This window comes from Parageobacillus thermoglucosidasius (assembly GCF_001295365.1).
GTDB classification, from domain to species: Bacteria; Bacillota; Bacilli; order Bacillales; family Anoxybacillaceae; genus Parageobacillus; species Parageobacillus thermoglucosidasius.
In genome coordinates this window covers 2,526,549-2,545,507 of the sequence record NZ_CP012712.1, presented here as the reverse complement: position 1 = coordinate 2,545,507, position 18,959 = coordinate 2,526,549, and the positions used below count along the sequence as shown (strand labels likewise).

At 39.7% G+C, this 18,959-nt stretch carries 10 protein-coding genes, 3 pseudogenes and 2 CRISPR repeat arrays; all 13 genes and pseudogenes read right to left on the bottom strand.

Annotation, left to right across the window (positions count from 1 at the left end; translation table 11 throughout):
* Window position 1: 1 nt before the first annotated feature.
* Entirely contained in the window at window positions 2-1,201 is a 1,200-nt protein-coding gene (locus AOT13_RS12495; protein WP_042385323.1) for a CRISPR-associated protein, read from the bottom strand.
* A 372-nt stretch (window positions 1,202-1,573) separates the two neighbouring features.
* Window positions 1,574-3,870: direct repeats of the CRISPR family, unit length 30 nt; unit sequence GTTTCAATTCCTTATAGGTAAGATAAAAAC.
* A 409-nt stretch (window positions 3,871-4,279) separates the two neighbouring features.
* Window positions 4,280-4,405 carry a hypothetical protein gene (locus tag AOT13_RS21235; protein WP_255210118.1) on the bottom strand — a complete coding sequence of 42 codons (126 nt, stop codon included), beginning with the start codon at window positions 4,403-4,405 and terminating at the stop codon, window positions 4,280-4,282.
* A 182-nt stretch (window positions 4,406-4,587) separates the two neighbouring features.
* Window positions 4,588-5,672, bottom strand: a pseudogene (locus AOT13_RS12485) (IS110 family RNA-guided transposase); the annotation flags it as partial.
* A gap of 319 nt (window positions 5,673-5,991) precedes the next feature.
* Window positions 5,992-6,975, bottom strand: a complete 984-nt coding sequence (locus AOT13_RS12480) for an NAD-dependent epimerase (protein ID WP_003250597.1) — start codon at window positions 6,973-6,975, stop codon at window positions 5,992-5,994.
* 139 nt (window positions 6,976-7,114) lie between these two features.
* Window positions 7,115-8,446, bottom strand: coding sequence for a UDP-glucose dehydrogenase family protein (locus AOT13_RS12475; protein ID WP_042385319.1), 1,332 nt, complete (start codon window positions 8,444-8,446; stop codon window positions 7,115-7,117).
* 54 nt (window positions 8,447-8,500) lie between these two features.
* Window positions 8,501-8,847 (bottom strand): annotated as a pseudogene (locus AOT13_RS21455) (sugar phosphate nucleotidyltransferase); the annotation flags it as partial.
* A gap of 131 nt (window positions 8,848-8,978) precedes the next feature.
* The gene (locus AOT13_RS12465) at window positions 8,979-10,436 is read right to left on the bottom strand and encodes a glycosyltransferase family 4 protein (protein ID WP_042385318.1); all 1,458 of its coding nucleotides are present in this window, start codon (window positions 10,434-10,436) and stop codon (window positions 8,979-8,981) included.
* Window position 10,437: 1 nt separating this feature from the next.
* Window positions 10,438-11,532 (bottom strand): CotS family spore coat protein, encoded by a 1,095-nt coding sequence (locus AOT13_RS12460; RefSeq protein WP_003250604.1) that lies wholly within the window; start codon window positions 11,530-11,532, stop codon window positions 10,438-10,440.
* 973 nt (window positions 11,533-12,505) lie between these two features.
* Window positions 12,506-12,742, bottom strand: a complete 237-nt coding sequence (locus tag AOT13_RS12450) for a hypothetical protein (protein WP_155267350.1) — start codon at window positions 12,740-12,742, stop codon at window positions 12,506-12,508.
* Window positions 12,743-12,805: 63 nt separating this feature from the next.
* Complete coding sequence (locus AOT13_RS12445; protein WP_155267349.1) at window positions 12,806-13,090, bottom strand: diacylglycerol/lipid kinase family protein; 285 nt, start codon at window positions 13,088-13,090, stop codon at window positions 12,806-12,808.
* A gap of 230 nt (window positions 13,091-13,320) precedes the next feature.
* A CRISPR array of direct repeats spans window positions 13,321-15,555; the repeat unit is 30 nt; unit sequence GTTTCAATTCCTTATAGGTAAGATAAAACC.
* A 353-nt stretch (window positions 15,556-15,908) separates the two neighbouring features.
* Window positions 15,909-17,144, bottom strand: coding sequence for an IS256 family transposase (locus AOT13_RS12440; RefSeq protein WP_013400931.1), 1,236 nt, complete (start codon window positions 17,142-17,144; stop codon window positions 15,909-15,911).
* Window positions 17,145-18,296: 1,152 nt separating this feature from the next.
* Complete coding sequence (locus tag AOT13_RS21450; RefSeq protein WP_155267358.1) at window positions 18,297-18,449, bottom strand: hypothetical protein; 153 nt, start codon at window positions 18,447-18,449, stop codon at window positions 18,297-18,299.
* 245 nt (window positions 18,450-18,694) lie between these two features.
* A pseudogene (locus AOT13_RS21445) lies at window positions 18,695-18,861 on the bottom strand (RsfA family transcriptional regulator); the annotation flags it as partial.
* Between the last annotated feature and the right edge of the window lie 98 nt (window positions 18,862-18,959).

Below are 18,959 nucleotides of genomic sequence, written 5' to 3'. Positions count from 1 at the left end.
TTTACTTCACCACCGTCATTAAATCATTTGTAATATCGAAAAATTCCGACCAGTCTTCATAAAGCCCGCGCCCTTGCGAAGCTTCACGTTCATAGCGTTTATGATCAAGCCATAAGTAGTTAGCATATAATCGATCTTTCTGTTCGTCATAGCGGTACGCCAAACGAAAGGCGGTTTGGCCATTGCTTGCTCCTTTGTATAAATGGTATTTTATTTGTTTTTGACGGATCGTTTTAAATTCCTTTTCATGTTGTAACTCAAACATATTTCCCTCTTTATATTTCAGCTTTTTCACAAGCTCGTGAAACTGCTGAAAAATAAATAACGATTGATGGCGATTATGCTCCATGACATCCAAAATTTGTTTTGATACGAAATAAGCTGTGTCAAACAAATGTCTATATTTCTCATGTTCTAGTAAAAACTCTCCAAACGCGCTTAAGCAAACGAAGCCATCTTCCTGATAAAATAAGGAAGGATATTGTTCTACACATCGCTTTTCTTGATAGGACAGTTCTTGAACCGGCACCACGTCTTTTTGACATTTCCGAAGCAAATCTAAATGCTCATAAACAAATTCCTCTTTAATATGAATCGGAACTGGCGGAATTTCATGAAGGACTTGATGGTCTTCATGTAAATAAGCAGTTGGATAATTTAAAAACGCACCAACAATATAGCCGAGCGATGTCATCACTTTATATCCGCCGATAGGCGCAGAACATGTCGATGTTGGCTCTCCTTTAGAAAGAGCATAACTAAGTTTCGACATATATTCGCCTAACGTTTCATGCATGCGTTTTGGATTTTTCACATCAATGTCTACGTATATCACGCGGACATTGGCTTGAAAATGCATTTCCAACAGACTCGTTAAAATGGACTCAACGATCCGGCCTCCTACTGTTTGCGTTACAAAAAGGACGATCGTCGGCCGTTCGACCAGTTTTCCTTTTTTGCGAAGCTCATGCACCGTCGAGTATTCGGCGGAAACATGGTTAGGCCGATGCACCACTTCATGTGAAAATTGCTTAGCATATTGAAGCCAGCGCTCGACCTTCTTTTCGATTTCCTTGTTGATTTCTTTTACATCTAGTAACGATCGTATTTCCGCCATCGTTTCATCACGGTTTATCGAAAAAACGTTCGCTTTTCCAGTCAACAAAGAAATTCCGCATGTAATGACGATATGCTGATACATTTTCGTTCCGCAATTATATCATCACCGCTGCTGATGAAGAAACTCTAGGAAACTATCAACAACGGAAACGCGATTTTCCGCGGTCCACCACCTTTCTCCTACTTCTAATTTCCTATCCAAATTTTAACTAATTTCTCGGCATATATCAACAAAAATTAACAACGAAACTAAAAAAGCCCACAATTTCGGGGCTTTCGCACTAACGGTTCCGTAATGCGCTAATAAAAGCAATTGTCATGGTTGAATATCATGGTAGTTGCGTACATGCAACCTTTGATGTGCTTTTTGTACAGGACTTATTTCTCATAGTTAAGCGGCAAACACAGAGTGTCGGAAGAGCACACATCTTGAATAGTCAGTTCCAGTTTCTGTGTTTCAATTCTTCATAGGTAAGATAAAAACGACAGTTCTGTTACTTGCAAATGTGCGTTGCCGCCATGTTTCAATTCCTTATAGGTAAGATAAAAACGTTGTTTGCGTCATGATTTTGCGTCCTCCATTCCGTGTTTCAATTCCTTATAGGTAAGATAAAAACCAGATTGACCGCATCACTATCGCGAGGGTTGATCTGTTTCAATTCCTTATAGGTAAGATAAAAACCATGATATTGTCATTCCGTATGACACCATGAACGACTGTTTCAATTCCTTATAGGTAAGATAAAAACGCAAGTATCCTTTTTTCCAATCTTCAAATTTTCTTGGTTTCAATTCCTTATAGGTAAGATAAAAACGTTGACGCCTTTCGATAAAGCCTCCATCTGCGTTTGTTTCAATTCCTTATAGGTAAGATAAAAACGAGGAATTAGAAAAAGTGAAAACAGACTATCAAAAGTTTCAATTCCTTATAGGTAAGATAAAAACTCAGATAGTTTACTTGTTTTATCACGGAAGAATAGAGTTTCAATTCCTTATAGGTAAGATAAAAACGTCATGCCTAATGCATATAAATCTTTTAACATTGTATGTTTCAATTCCTTATAGGTAAGATAAAAACCTCTGCGGCTTGGCACATCGTTTGCCCAGCGTGGCTTGTTTCAATTCCTTATAGGTAAGATAAAAACTCGCCAACTAAATCCGTACCAAAAGCTTGTTTATAAAAGTTTCAATTCCTTATAGGTAAGATAAAAACGGATACATGCCAATCCTTTCATCTTTCTTAAATAAACAGTTTCAATTCCTTATAGGTAAGATAAAAACGTGTGATTCTTGGAGGATGCACTCGTTCGACCGAAATGTTTCAATTCCTTATAGGTAAGATAAAAACGTTCCGTCTTTTGATACATCTTTAGTGGCAACTTCCCGTTTCAATTCCTTATAGGTAAGATAAAAACAACAGACGGTTCATTTACGTCATATCACATGACTTGGTTTCAATTCCTTATAGGTAAGATAAAAACCTCGGTATGCCTACCCAATACTGTCCAGTGATTTTGGGTTTCAATTCCTTATAGGTAAGATAAAAACTGTGATGGTGAATAGCGGAGTTCGTGCATGCAGTAGTGGTTTCAATTCCTTATAGGTAAGATAAAAACTTTGAGGTTACTAGTGTGACTACGAATTATATTTATTAGTTTCAATTCCTTATAGGTAAGATAAAAACCCCCTCGAACGAATTTTCGTCAGATTTTATTCGCCGTTTCAATTCCTTATAGGTAAGATAAAAACATGTTAGGGTTCCGGCTCGGTATCATCGACCGTTTGAGTTTCAATTCCTTATAGGTAAGATAAAAACACCTGCGCGATTTTCTTCGCCAAGTCATGTGTAATTTTAGTTTCAATTCCTTATAGGTAAGATAAAAACTGGATTTCAATACCATGAATCCAGCGGCATAACCGAGTTTCAATTCCTTATAGGTAAGATAAAAACACACTTTCGACCCCATCGATGATATCAACCAAAACTGGTTTCAATTCCTTATAGGTAAGATAAAAACGGTTTTGCCGTCGGTTGCTAGCAACGACACGGCGTTGTTTCAATTCCTTATAGGTAAGATAAAAACATAAACGTTCATTCGCTGCGGAAACAAAACGAAAAGTTTCAATTCCTTATAGGTAAGATAAAAACGCGAGGACGCAATTAGTGGCGTTGGTTTGCGTCATGTTTCAATTCCTTATAGGTAAGATAAAAACGGGACGAAGAGTGTCACGGTCTTCAAGATGCCTGGTGTGTTTCAATTCCTTATAGGTAAGATAAAAACGATTCTGTCGCTTTTTCAAAGTGGTATAAGAATCAGTTTCAATTCCTTATAGGTAAGATAAAAACAATAATTTTAATGATCAGTGTTCTTTTCTTACGCCTTGTTTCAATTCCTTATAGGTAAGATAAAAACTGACCTCCTCGGAATCAAAATCGAAGGGGTGAACGCCGTTTCAATTCCTTATAGGTAAGATAAAAACCTGGATGGCAAAAGGTATCGCTGCTTCACAAATGCCAGTTTCAATTCCTTATAGGTAAGATAAAAACAAACGAACTCCCAAGAGAGTTGTTGTTTGATCTATATAGTTTCAATTCCTTATAGGTAAGATAAAAACCACGAATACTTGAATTTTTAGGGTGCTCATTGTGAGTGGTTTCAATTCCTTATAGGTAAGATAAAAACCGGTACTGCAACAAGCATCTCAATTTGTATCCTTTGAGTTTCAATTCCTTATAGGTAAGATAAAAACCCCAATAAATGCTAATATATCAAGGATGGTGGATAATGGATATGTATAGTATACGCCAGTTTGAAAATTGCGTCAATATGGGAAAAATACTGATATTTGTAGAAAAAAGCAGGAAAATAAACATGTCGTCGATCCCCTGGGGGTTGTGCGCTATTAGGGATCGACGACAAAAATATACGTTGCTATTCAACGAATTCAAACATCTATTGTTGATTCGATTAACCGCTAAGTATTCATTAAGAAAAAGGAAAGACCAACCACAGTCCCTATATACCCTTAAAGCCTGTCTTTAAAATAACAAGCGGCTGAATGCTGGCAATAAGCTGTCGCCGCGCGAGTTGACTTAAGATTAGCTATTCTTTGTCTGTTGGCGTTTGAATTCTTCTTTCTATATTTAAAATTTTTTATTTTAATCATTAATTTTTATAAGATATTGTGTAATGTCTTCTAGTGTTTGAATAGATGGGATCTCTTCTGCTTCAATGTCAAGAGAATGCTGTAGCTCATCCCAAAATTTATGAGAAACATCCTCCAATACTTTCCTCCCTCTATAAATGTTGATATATCAACGGTTGTAGCCGTTTCAGGGGTGTCAAAAAAATTTTTTTCGACACGTTTTCTAACTTTGTTTTTCAAATCTGTATATATATGACATTGTGACATTGGATAGGTGCGCTTCACTGCCACTACTGGTTAAATTGGGATGTAGTGGTCGAAGCGGATCATCGGCATCATCACGCGGAAGAGGAGAGCGCGCAACCGCCTTCTTCCACGCTTCGAGATCCGTTTTTGCCCTTTGTGTTGGCCGGGGGAATGTTCCCGCAGCGTCAGGCCCGCTAATTTGATGAGTTGCCGTGGATCCTGATAATGGGAGAAACTCCCGATCTCTGATAACAGTTCCACGATGGTCGCATCGCCTAAGCCCGGAACGGTCTTCAACCATTCGTACTCGACGGAGGTCTGTACGAGTTCGATCAGCTGCTCTGTCAGTGCCTCGATTTCTTCTTCCAGCTGGCGGTACCGGCGGACAAGCATGGCAATTTCGATACGGGCCATCTGTTGTCCTTCCGTTACGCCAATGGAGTGTTGGACCCGTTCTATGAGCTTCTTCGCTTTCGGCTTTTGTGGCGATTGTAATTCCTCGCTTTGCCGGTAAAGGGGGAGAACCTCTTCGATCTCTTTCCCTGCTAAATCCGACGGAAACGGCGTCTGTTCCAGCGCAGCGAGCGCCATTTTCCCAAACGGCGGAAAGACTTGCGTAAATTCCGGAAAATACCGATCGAGCCAGCGAATCATTTGATTTCGAATCGCTCCCTGTTCTTCCGCCAATTTGGAGCGAAATGTCGTCCCTGCGCGCAGCTCCGCCTCCATCCCTTTCAGAATACGCGGATAGCTGAATCGGCCGTCTTTTACTAACCGAGCAATGACGAGCGCATCTTTCGCATCATGATTGGTTGGAAGATTGTCGTCCAGCTCTTTGGAGCGCTTCACGTGCATCGGGTTTGTCATCACGAGAAGGATGCCTTTCTCGTCAAGAAAGTAAGCGAGATTGAGACAATAGTCCCGTTGGCTCGATGCCAACGATCACTTCCGTTTTTTCAAATTCCTCCATCGCTTTCACGATGCACTGGTACAACCCATTCCAACCCTTCTTTGGATTGCGGAACGGGAAACGATTTTTTCAGCACCCTCCCTCGCTCATCCACAAAGCAGGCAGAATGTTTTTTCTTTGCGATATCCATCCCAACAACCAGTGTTTGATCGGTGACTTGATTCATCTTCTTGTTTGAGATAGAATGCATGTAGTCCTCCTTGGTATCCAAATTAGGGGTCAATTTCGTGCGATTGACACCCCCGAATCATACCAAGAGGGCTTTTTTTATTCAAGTCCCCGAAAAAACTTCTAACAGGAATGCTCCCTTCAGAAATGTTTTGGCCAAATCAGAGAATCCCTGCTTTTTTCTTTTGCTCCAGCAAATGCTTTGGGCAAAATTTTAAACATCATCAAGGAAGACAACCAATTGTAGCAATTATATCCTTCAGCTTCACAAAATGGAAAACAGGTCAAAACAGAAATAAAAACGGCAGAATGTTTTTATTTATCACCTGTTAAATCTTACACTAGTTGATTTTATAGTAATCTTTAAACCACTCGACAAACCTTTTGATTCCTTCCTCAATAGATACTTTAGGTTTATAATTAATATCCTTAACTAATTCATCAATGTCCGCAAATGTCTCTGGAACATCGCCGGGCTGCATTGGCAAGAGCTTCTTGATTGCCTTCTTTCCTAAATGTTCTTCTAGTACTTCAATGAAATAATTAAGTTGCACTGGCTGGTTATTTCCTATGTTATAAATTTTATACGGAGATTCTGTTGAAGGTCCTTTATCGATTAAGCGTAAAATCGATTCAGTCACATCATCAACATAGGTAAAATCTCTTTTCATATTTCCGTAGTTATAAATTTCAATTGGCTGTTGTTTCACAATGGCGTTCGCAAATTTAAATAAAGCCATATCAGGCCTGCCCCAAGGGCCGTAGACAGTAAAAAAGCGCAGCCCTGTTGTTGGGAGACGATATAAATGGCTGTACGTATAAGCCATTAATTCATTCGCTTTTTTCGTTGCTGCATATAAGCTTACCGGGGAGTCCGTACGATCGGCTACAGAAAATGGGGCATTTTTGTTGTTTCCATAGACGGAGCTTGATGATGCATAGATAAGATGGCGTATTTTATGCTTTTTACAGCATTCTAATATATTTGCAAAGCCAACAACATTCGCTTGAATATACTTATGGGGATTTTTCAGGCTGTACCTTACTCCAGGTTGTGCTGCCAGATTTACAACTGTATCCACATCATATTGGGAGAAAAGCTTTTCAAGTAATTCAATGTTTTCAATTGAACCTTTGACAAACCGAAAATGGGGATGCTTCATCACAATTTTTAATCTGTCATATTTTAAACTTGTATCATAATAATCATTCATATCGTCCATCCCGAGCACAGAAAAGCCTTCATCTAACAAGCGTTTCGTCAGGTGGAACCCTATGAAGCCCGCACAACCAGTAATAAAAATATATTTTGCATTATTTTGCACCTTTTAGACCTCCTTCTGCGCTGTGGATATCATCAAGGGGTGAAACGGAAATAAATTACTATCATGAAGGATTATAGCAATTCATGAGATACACGACTAGCCAAGCGCTTTTCAAATAAAGGCTTGGCTGTTTTCGTCTTTAAAAAGAACCATTTATTCTTTCATCCAAGTTAGGCGTGCCTACTCCTTCATAATGGTAGCCTAATTCCAGCATAACAGAAGCATCTAAGCAATTTCTGCCATCGAAGACAAATGGCTGAGACAGTATGCTTTTTGCTTTTTTCCAGTCGATTTCTATAATTTCCTTCCACTCCGTTACAATTAATGCAGCATCTGCTCCGTTTAATGCTTCAAGCGTGGTTTTGGCATAGTTAATGGTGGGATAGATCTTTTTAACATGTTCTGTTCCTTGCGGGTCGTACGCAGTAATGCAGGCATTATTTTGGAGGAGGTAATGGATAATTTTTAATGAGGATGCTTCTCTTATATCGTCAGTTTGCGGTTTGAACGTAAGGCCAAGTACCGCAATGCGCTTTCTTGATAAAGAGCCCAATGCTTTCTTCACTTTTTCCATAAACCATTGTGCTTGGGTTTCGTTTACATCTAATACTGCCTGAAGTATTTGTAAGGGGGTTTTCTCTGCAGAAGCCAATGCCAATAATGCTTTAACATCTTTAGGAAAGCATGATCCGCCAAACCCAATGCCTGCCTGAAGAAATTGGGGGCCAATCCTGCTATCTAATCCCATCCCTTTTGCAACTTGAATAACATTTGCCCCGACCTTATCGCAAAGCCGTGCCAACTCATTGATGAACGAAATTTTAGTAGCTAAAAACGCGTTTGATGCATATTTAATCATTTCAGCATCTTTGACAGTGGTAAACAAAATTGGGGAGTTGATCCCGCTATACAGCTCTTTCATCACCTGCCGGGCTTTTTCGGTTTCACAGCCAATGACAATCCGCTCAGGATGCAGAGCATCTTGCAATGCCTTTCCTTCTCGTAAAAATTCTGGGTTCGAAATGAGATCGAAAGAAATTTCTTTGTTTCTTTTTTTTAGTTCCGTTTTTATGATTTTATTTATTTTATCACCTGTGCCTACCGGAACAGTGCTTTTGATGACGATTGCTTTATATTCATTCATCGATCTTCCGATCTGCCGTGCTGCTTCTTCAACATAGGATAAATCCGCTTCTCCGTTTGGCAAGGAAGGAGTACCGACCGTTATCATTAAAATTTCGCATTGATCGATAACTTCCTCGATATAATGGAAAAACAAAAGATTTCCGTTGGCACTATGTTTTTTGAATAATTCCTCCATCCCCTCTTCAAAGAAAGGAAGCACGGACATTTTGAGCTTTTTTAATTTTTCCCAATCACGCTCAATAACATATACCTTGTGTCCATATTCCGCAAAAGCCACACTAGTTGCCGTTCCTACATAGCCTGCTCCAATCATTGCTATATTCAATAAAATTCACCTCGCTTTTTTATTTTCTTCATGTGTCTTTCCGGCATTACGCTGCTTATCCAAAGCGGGAAAATCTATTTCAACATCGCCCAGTAATACAGCAAATAGTTCCCCTTTTCGCACAATAACATGCCCAAGGCCTTCCCGTTCTTTTTGACGAATATAATATTGAGCTAATTAGAAATATTTTATTATTTTTCTAACTTATATGATCTATCAAAGTGATCTTCAATCGAACGCTTGCTGCGGCCGCTTATTACAATAATATTCTCAATCTCAGATGCAGCGGCCTTTTCGACAATATATTGAATGGCTGGCTTATCCACAATCGGAAGCATTTCTTTTAGTAATGCCTTTGTTGCAGGAAGAAACCTTGTGCCAAGCCCTGCTGCAGGTATTATCTAAAACAAATCTTTAAACTTGATTGTCTTATATGTTGAATGCTCCATATGGAAATTTCTTATGGTGAGTCAACAATACACAAGTATGGATTTCCAACCATTAAAATTGCTGGAATGCCATATGGAATTTCTTAACTGCCTTTTCGCCCACGTCTATTATTACGTTTTCGCCCACGTTTATAAGTGCTGGAAAACCATATGCTGTTTCTTATTGTCTCTTCGTCCACGTCTATTATCTTAATCCTTGCTACACTTTCCGGTTCTTCCACTTCCGTGTTATTCACTTCATCTTCACTGATTTTTTCCGCACTATCTTGTTCCATCGCTGCCTTTTCATCCTCTTTTTTCGTTTCGGAATTATGCTCAATGACATATTCCAGTTCTTTTGCACCTGTTTGATTCGTTTTATCTGTACTATCTTGTTCAACAGCTGTTGTTGATGTCATATGAACCGCTTGATTCCAAACTTCTAGCAGCTCGGAGGCCACCCGCTCCCATTTATATCGGGAAACGGCAAGCTCTCTTCCTCTTTCCCCCATTTTTTTCATCAATGATTTGTCAAATAAAATTTTGGCAATTTTTTCTGCGAAATTGCTAGGATCTTCAGGGTTTTCAACAACAAGACCGTTTTCTTCTGAAAAAATGACTTCTGGGTTGCCGCCCCGTGCTGTTGTTACAATCGGAAGCCCTGCCGCCATCGCTTCATAATGCACCCGGGCAAGCGGTTCTTGCCATTGTGACGTGCATACGAATAAATCAGCCGCGGCAAACCAATTTTGTATTTCATCTGGTGCAACAAAGCCTGTTGTCACAACCGGCACTGGCACCTTTTTTGCTAATGCCCGTACGTAAGCAACATAATCGGTTACGTTATTTTGGCTAAACCAGTTACTTCCTACAATAACGAGAGCTAAATCTTTAAATTTTTTTGAAAGCTCCGGTAACGCTCTGACTAACTTATCGACCCCTTTATTACGCGAAAGCCTTCCTGCAAATAAAATCACCGTTTTGTTTTCTAAACCATGCGCTTTTCGAATTTCCTTTCGTGTTTCTTGCATCTTTGGATGGCTTCCAGGTAAAAATCTCTCGGTATCTACTCCGGAATAAATCGTGCGAATCTTTGGCGAGGCTTGTGGATAGAGTTGGCGTATCACATTCCCAACATAATTACTGACCGTTACAATGCTTGAAACTTCTTCTAAGACTGCTGTTGCTTCTTCTGGATCGATTTTTTCAATATTGAACATATCATTATGCATGCTTAAAGTAATCTTCGCATGAGGCGCTGCCTGGCGGACAGGAAGGACAAGGCGCGGGCGGTTAAAAATGTGGATAAGGTCAAATGAGTTTGATTCAATATAGCGGACAACACCTTCTCGATATATTTCAAAAATTTTTCCAGGCACCCGTACATAATGAACGCCATCTAACGTTTCTTGATCAGGGAGAGATGGATCGCTAATCCCTAACACTGTAATATCATGATGCTTACTTAAATATGGGAGAACACCGGATATATAAGTTTGAATGGCTCCTCCGCGTACGGGAGGCACAGGGAGTTTTTCCGTACAGATCATCAAAATTTTCATGTTATTCTACTTCCTTCCAATCATTTTGAATTTCCGCCAAGACTGGCCATTTCGTCTGATCAGTGTCGATAATTGTTTTCATTAATTGTACGGTTTGTTCATTAAGGAACATTTCAGGATCATACACGACTTCTTTTATATTTTTGTAAAATTCATTTGGCAGTGATAAATCAATCATAAGAATCTCATATAATTCAGGGGAAATCGGATTTTCTTTATGGTAAGCCTTTATCATCTCTCTTATCCACTTGGCATCCCATTTATATAAATCCGCCATCGTTCCGGAAATTAACTTTCTTAAATCACGAATAGGCAGATCAAACGCGACACCATCAAGATCGATAATCCACATCCCATCGCGGCCCATTTGTCCATTGGACCAGCCATAATCTTGATGAACTAAGCCCCAATAGGCATTGCCATGTTTAATTAATTCAAAATAGCTGGATTGATCCAGTCTTTCTAGACTTCTTCGGGCTTGCTCTTCAAATTCATCTATTACATTTAATAAGTAAGAACTTGCAGGCAGCTCGTTATACGCTTTGGCAATGTTTCGAAACCAATCCATTTTATAAATGATTTTTTCATAATTTCTTCGCCATTTGTGCAATCTTGAAGCTGTTTCTGCTTGGGGAGGGGGGACATAACCTTTGCTTAATCGATGAAATTCACCAAGGGCGGAACAAAGCAGTTTCGCTCCCTCTAAATCTTTTGTTACAGGTGTTAATGATTCAATCCACTCTGCGACAAACCATAGCTTTCCTCCTGCCTCAACATAATTGGTTCCGTCCTTTGTCTTAACAATAGGCGGCACCCTTGCATGCCGAACATCTACTAAATATTCCTGGGCTCCCAAACTAAATAAACTCCTGGTTGGTCTGCGGTGTAACAACTTTAAGCTTTTCGGCCCCGCACTTGTTTCCAGCTTCCAAATAGCGCCCCCTTTATCCGGTTTAGTCGTAACTACCTGAATGCTTTCAACTGAAAAATCATAATGCTTAAGAACTTTATCTGCTAGCTCGTTGATATAGTCAGGTATAAAAAACTCATGGGTGGATTCATCCACTTCCCATGGTTCAATGAAAATACTCTCCACAATATCCCTCCTAATGAAAATAAAAATGAAGCAGCGGCCGCGCAATTGATTTAGTGAAAGCTATTTTTTATGCATGAAGAAACATTTTGATGGCCGCATCGTTTTCTTTGTATGAAAAGCTTATAAAGTATATCGCCTAGCAGACTTCTGGCATCCTCAGATCTTGCGTTCTCCCGAATGAAGTATTCATTTTTTGCATGCTATGGGAGTTAATCCAGCAATTACACTTTCTCCATCTTTTTTTCTAAATTATGTTTCATAAAAATATCTGTATAGTACAGTTGAACTAGATGATGAAGGAATTGTGCCTTTTCACCATTTTTGGTGATAAATGCTCATCCCAACAAAAATGTTAACTGTTTATTTCTTTCGTCAGCTTACTGACCAATCCGTTGCAGAACAGAAGCGGTCAAACGTGCTGCTTGTCTTGGCGTCCCCCTTTTGCCAACCGCCATGCAAAAACTGATGAAAATATCTGCATCGTTGTTTCTTGGCACCATTCATAGAGATATTTACGAAAACAGTTGGGCTGATGTTGATTTAGTTGGATCGAACCAAATGCTTGAAACAATGTTGATAACAATAACGCTTCATATGAACATTCGTTTGCTGAAGGAAAAGAAAATAGGACATGCAAATTTTTGCAAAAACAAAAACCCTTCAGCCGTTTGCTGAAAGGTTTAGCTTAGTTTTGGGGCATCAGTGACATATGGACGAATGCTTCTTCTGCATATTTCTACTCCAGCCCCTGTTCGAGGGAACGGAACATCCGACAGACAGGAAAACCGGATCGCCTTCTCTTTTGAAACACTTCCTGACACCATTCCCAGAATGTATCTCATGTTGTTTCAAATAAAGGACTTTTCAACAATAATCCATCAATTATCTCATGAATATCTTTTGCATCTAGTGCCGGCTTCAGTGGTGTCCTTATGAAACAGAGCAAAAATCTGTCACAATTTTCGCCCCTATGCTAAACGATAAGCAATGCATCCTTCCGAATTGTCACATTCACTGGAGTTTTAGCGAGAACCTCACCATCGCTTTGTACAATAACTGGCAATTCAGAAGTGACTTCTACTTGCTTTCCTTTTATCATGGCTACACCAGGATGAAAAATATGTTTGCCCTTATACGCCTTTGGAAAAGTGCGTAACAAATCCCGCTTTGTTATGCTGTGTACGGATGCAAATGTCGAAAAGTCCATCATGATAACAAGCATCCGGACATATTCTAATACCTCCGCCGTAGTTTGGAATATTAGCAATAGCAATTAACCAGACATTAAAAAAACTAGCTTCTCCCCATCAACATTTAATTGAATGTTGACAGGGCGGTATTTTAATAAAACTTGCAAGAAACTAAGTACATAGGAAAGAGCACCCAATCTAATAAAATTAAACCATTTTTTGTATTTGGAAATATTATTTACTTCAGCCACTTTGCCATCCAAACCAATCCCCACTACAGTGATGCAATATTCTTCGTCGATTCTTCCGACATCGATTTTTCTTTGCTTTCCCATTAAAATACGTTCTAGCGCTTTTTTATAATCCATTAAATTTACCATTTCACCATCTAATTTTTAATAGCAATTTTCTCCCTTTGCATACATGTAAATCACTCTTTGTTGGAATTCCTCTGTATAACGGTGAAATATTTATCCTTTTCATGCGAAAATCCCCTCCAAGTATAGTGGAACACCCATTGATTAAAAATGGGCTTTTTACACTGTCCACTTAAAGGGGGATCATTAAGTGTTAGCTCTTTTGGATATAGATTGTCAGTGCTTTAATTTCTTATAGGTAAGATAAAAACTCCAAGGCAGCCTGTGCTGCTGTTTTCAAGATTACTTCGTTTCAATTCCTTATAGGTAAGATACAACGTGGGATGGCGACCTACGCGCTGATGATGGCAAGCCGAGTTTCAATTCCTTATAGGTAAGATAAAACTACAACGCAGCGAGCTATGTTGGTGAAGGTTCGATATATGTTTCAATTCCTTATAGGTAAGATAAAACGGATAAGTTTGTGGATAAGGTGTTGGTAGGGTGTGAGGTTTCAATTCCTTATAGGTAAGATAAAACCAAAGAAAGGCCGGCACGCTTCCCGACCGCTAGCCATTGTTTCAATTCCTTATAGGTAAGATAAAACCGCCCTTATTTATTTTTATTTTCGAAATCTTTTTCTTCCAGTTTCAATTCCTTATAGGTAAGATAAAACCCTTCAGTTGCGGCGGCTAGTTCCTCGAGGGAGATGCCGTTTCAATTCCTTATAGGTAAGATAAAACCATTAGCTCAACCCCAAACTAACGCGGCGACTCGGCTCGTTTCAATTCCTTATAGGTAAGATAAAACCCTTATACTTTTCTTCATTTTCCCACCTTGCAAATGTGTTTCAATTCCTTATAGGTAAGATAAAACCAAAATATCATTTCATTAGATAGAAGCATGATTCTATCGTGTTTCAATTCCTTATAGGTAAGATAAAAACAAGAGCTGCAGCTTGGTGTTCATTCATATTTACTTGTTGTTTCAATTCCTTATAGGTAAGATAAAAACAAATAGACGCGATCCATCCACTGGCTTTCCCTACAGTTTCAATTCCTTATAGGTAAGATAAAAACACACAAGGGAAGGTTTATCGCGTGCAAGTCGGGGCATTGTTTCAATTCCTTATAGGTAAGATAAAAACTGTTCAGCCATATTGAAAAAGATATAGCATACAGTTCGTTTCAATTCCTTATAGGTAAGATAAAAACTATCGATATTGTACTAGTTTATCGGTTAGACCGATGTTTCAATTCCTTATAGGTAAGATAAAACCGTCGATTTTGCGGACAATTCCTAGTGGTTTCATCGTGGTTTCAATTCCTTATAGGTAAGATAAAACCCAATACGGCTCGCAAAGAAAAGGCTCCGAGAAGAAAAGTTTCAATTCCTTATAGGTAAGATAAAACCTCGTCGATGCGGACCGGAATTTTTTCAAGCTCTTTGTGTTTCAATTCCTTATAGGTAAGATAAAACCCACGGTGCCGCGCTTCAAAACACCTTGGCCACCTTTGTTTCAATTCCTTATAGGTAAGATAAAACCGGCACAGACTTTTACGGCGAAAAATTCGAATTCGACGGTTTCAATTCCTTATAGGTAAGATAAAACCCCTCGACAGGCGGAGCGCCTGCCGAACGCTGCCAGCTTGTTTCAATTCCTTATAGGTAAGATAAAACCTTGTTCGCCGGGGGAATCATTTATTGCTGGTGTTCTGTTTCAATTCCTTATAGGTAAGATAAAACCCGAAGCATGCCATGATAGAAAAGTATGGATATCCAAGTTTCAATTCCTTATAGGTAAGATAAAACCTTCGAAAAGCTCTTTCCAATGCCCGACTTCCTTTTCCAGTTTCAATTCCTTATAGGTAAGATAAAACCGTGCCATACTCGTCCCTCCTTTCGATAGATATGTAGCGGTTTCAATTCCTTATAGGTAAGATAAAACCGTTTCCGAATCAGAAAACGTCCTAACTAAAGACTCGTTTCAATTCCTTATAGGTAAGATAAAACCAGAAACGTCAATGACTTTTTCTTTGTTTTCTTTCATTGTTTCAATTCCTTATAGGTAAGATAAAACCACGGTTCGAATTGCCGCGTTCCGCAGTGAAGGCCATGTTTCAATTCCTTATAGGTAAGATAAAACCATCATGGCTTGGTTTTTATCATTAGCGTGGAAAGAGTTTCAATTCCTTATAGGTAAGATAAAACCTTTTTTGTTTGGAGAAAGTGATTTGTTTCTCGCATGTTTCAATTCCTTATAGGTAAGATAAAACCGACAACAACGAATACACCAAAGTCGAATGGTACGAGTTTCAATTCCTTATAGGTAAGATAAAACCATTCAACAACAGGGGAAGAAAAAGAACTTCACACAAGTTTCAATTCCTTATAGGTAAGATAAAACCTATCTGCAGATATTATAGTATGGATTCTTCATCGTTGAGGTTTCAATTCCTTATAGGTAAGATAAAACCCCCAATAAATGCTAATATATCAAGGATGGTGGATAATGGATATGTATAGTATACGCCGTTTTGAAAATTGCGTCAATATAAAAAAATGCTGATGTCTGTCGGAGAAAATAGGAAAATAAACATGTCGTCGATCCCCTGGAGGGTCAAGTCCAAATTATTGTGTAAATTCCCCTTTGATAGACAACATGGACCTGATGACTTGACGTATGGTAGGTAAGACCGGAAAGTCTCCCTGCCGGTCGCCTTCCCGGACAAATGATCATGTTGTCAAGGAACAGGCGTGTCAAGGAGCTTTCGCGGCATATCCTCACTTCGCTCCGGTATTCCACGTTCTCCTTGACACGGCGTAGAGGTTATCCCACTCTCTTGATCGCCGGAGCCTCCTGATTCACCGATCGGACTCCTTGCTCTTTCGTTTTCCGCCACTTCCAATATTCAGCCATATCCAAGTATTTGCGCCCTGACATCCATTTTTCATCGATTTCGATCAACACGGCACCAACGAGGCGATACACCGATTCCCGGTTCGGAAAGATGCGGATGACCCGTTCTCTGCGACGAATTTCTTCGTTCAGCCGTTCCACTCCGTTGGTCGTGCGCAGACGCCGACGATAACGGTCCGGATAGTCCAATACGGCGGTGGCGTCTTCGAATCCCTCTTCGAGGATTTGCATGGCTTTTGGGGCTTTTTCTTCCCATTTGGCCAGCACTTGTTCCAATAACAGCCGGGCCGTTTGCTTATTTGGAGCATGAAGAATCCCACGAATCTCCTCGAGCAAGGCATCCTGCATATACTTTGGTGCGGCATCGAGGATATTACGAATAAAATGTGTCTGGCATCGTTGCCATGTAGCGCCTTGGAAATGCTTTTCAATGGCTTGCACCAGCCCACCGTGCTGATCCGAGATGATCAAGTCCACTCCCCGGAGTCCCCGGTCTTTCAGCCATCCGAAGAACTCGCTCCAGCTGGACTCCGATTCACTGTTTCCGATTTGCAGGCCAAGAATTTCTCGATATCCTTCCTCATTCACTCCTGTAGCGATCAACACGGCTCTGGAGCGTACTCGTCCATCCTCCCGGACTTTCGTATAAATAGCATCTACTAGCACAAACGGATACACGTGTTCATGAAGGGAACGATAATTCCAGTCTTGGATAATCGGATCCAGTCCCTTGCACAGTGAGGAGACCGTGGATTTGGAAAACGAAGTGCCGCATAATTCCTCCGTGATTTGAGTGATTTTTCGGGTAGACACCCCGTTTACCACCATTTCCATTAGTGCCAGTACCAGTGCTTGTTCGCTCCGTTGATACCGTTGGAACAGTTCCGTAGAGAACTCCCCATCTCTTGTCCGTGGAACGCGCAAGGTCAACCGTCCTACCCGGGTCGTCAGCTGGCGTGGATACGAACCGTTTCGATAGCCTTTTCGTTCTTCCGTTCGTTCATAACGGCGAGCTCCCAGCTGTTCTTCTACTTGTGCCTCGAGGATTTGATTGAGGACTTGTTCCAATAGCTTAGCTAATCCCTCATCTCTGGTGAATAACCCGTGCAAAAGTTCATCATTTAGGGTAATATGATATTGAGCCATGGTTGCATTCCTCCTTATGTTTGGTGTTTTTGGTCCACTGTTTATTCTACCAAAGGGGAAGCAACATGGCTCTTTTTCTATTTCCCTTTTTACACAATTATATGGACTTAACTCCCTGGAGTTTGTGCGCTATTAAGGATCGACGACAAAAATATATGTTGCTATAATGAATTCAAACATCTATTGTTGATTCAAAATTTTTAACCACTGAGTATTCATTAGAAAAGAAAAGACCGGCTGCAGACACCTCCTGTGTTCCCTCTATATCCTCATAAAAAGCGGCTGAGTGCTGGCAATAAGCTGTTTCTAGGCATGTTATCGTTAGTCATTATTCTGGCTCATTTATTGCTATCTGTTTTATTGTTTTACCGTTCCTGCTGTCACCATTTCATATGTGAAGTGTTTACAATACTCATGATTTTTACATCACATCATTATGTAACCTTTTAACGATTTTTTATCATATTTTTATAAAGACATATAAAAAATCAAAAATGGTCTTTTTCGTACATATTGTCCATTATCGCACCCCTTTTGTTCACCGAAAACATCCCCCAGCCGTACTGGACTATCCAAATCGTTATCAGCGGCACCTACCGCACAATATAGCTGTCTTTTAATATCAGAGCGTCTTGGCGATATAGCTGTTCCCCCAGCTAGCCTTTGAACTTTTTCAATAGTTATTGTTTGTGGCGTAATTTTTATTTAGCAAACTATAGCTTTCGATCATTTGCAGAATAACCAAAACCGAAAACTTCAGCGAGCGCTGGCGTAAAAAACGCATGATGCTTGAGTGACATGCGGCTTTTTCTTCGTTGAACATGCGTTTTATTATTGGTCCACCATGTTCGATATTTAAATGCTGAATTTGGTAACTAATCAGAAATAATTATTTCGATTTCCGAAAATGATATATTTACAAAATCACCATTCAGCTCAGTTAGATGGTCGTTTAACGGGTTGATATTTACTCATACCCCCTTCCCCTATCTTTCAATTTATTAAAGTCCTGTTCTAAACGTTCGCCTTGTCCATTGATTGCTGCAACACAGGAAAACGACGGACATAAAGCCTGCCGAAAAAATAATACCTTTAATTAACCGAAGACACTAGATAAATCTCTGTACTAATGGACCTTTTTTCTTTTTATGATTACTTTTCAATTTTCTCGATTTCCCCATTTTCTCCTTCTGGAATTTCACTTTTTGTGTATGCCCATCTTAAGCATAACCATTTTTTTGACCATCCCATCATGCCGATAAGAGTCTTATAATTTTCTTGAATAGCGACAAGCTCTTTCTGCAAAGACTCCTTTTCTAACTGTAACTTTGTCACAGTTTGCTGTAACTGCCCCACACCTCTTTTTAATGCACGATTTTCATCCGCTACCCGCTGATAATTGAATGTATGTGATTCCTAGGCTTCTCAAAATAAATTACGTGCGCTCCTGTTAATTTGTCTTCAGCGTCTTTCTCGTTTCTTTCCTTCACTTACCAATGTTACGTTTCCTTCTGCTGCCTTTTCGTTAGTTCAATCATTTCTGTGTATTACTTCGACACATATGAATTCCAGTGAAATCCGCAGGATGCCGGTGTTTGCGATAGGCGGTCCTCAAATGTCACGAACTGAGCTCCCCTTCTCGAATATAACGCAATACAACTTCTGACAACAGCAAATCTTCATCTTGCTTCCATGCATCTTGGCGTACGCTCGTCATAGCTTCTAATCTCCAGTTATTTTTTCACTATATATATGCAGCTAGTAGAAAATACAGATAGAGGAGAGAAATATTATGATTTCTATAAAAAGGTACTC

Bases quoted from the DNA above. Each gene is read 5' to 3' on its own strand.
- AOT13_RS12495 (WP_042385323.1), bottom strand. From the start codon at position 1,201: ATGTATCAGCATATCGTCATTACATGCGGAATTTCTTTGTTGACTGGA.
- AOT13_RS12465 (WP_042385318.1), bottom strand. From the start codon at position 10,436: ATGAAAATTTTGATGATCTGTACGGAAAAACTCCCTGTGCCTCCCGTA.
- AOT13_RS12450 (WP_155267350.1), bottom strand. From the start codon at position 12,742: ATGATGGACTTTTCGACATTTGCATCCGTACACAGCATAACAAAGCGG.
- AOT13_RS12445 (WP_155267349.1), bottom strand. From the start codon at position 13,090: ATGGATTATAAAAAAGCGCTAGAACGTATTTTAATGGGAAAGCAAAGA.
- AOT13_RS12440 (WP_013400931.1), bottom strand. From the start codon at position 17,144: ATGGCTCAATATCATATTACCCTAAATGATGAACTTTTGCACGGGTTA.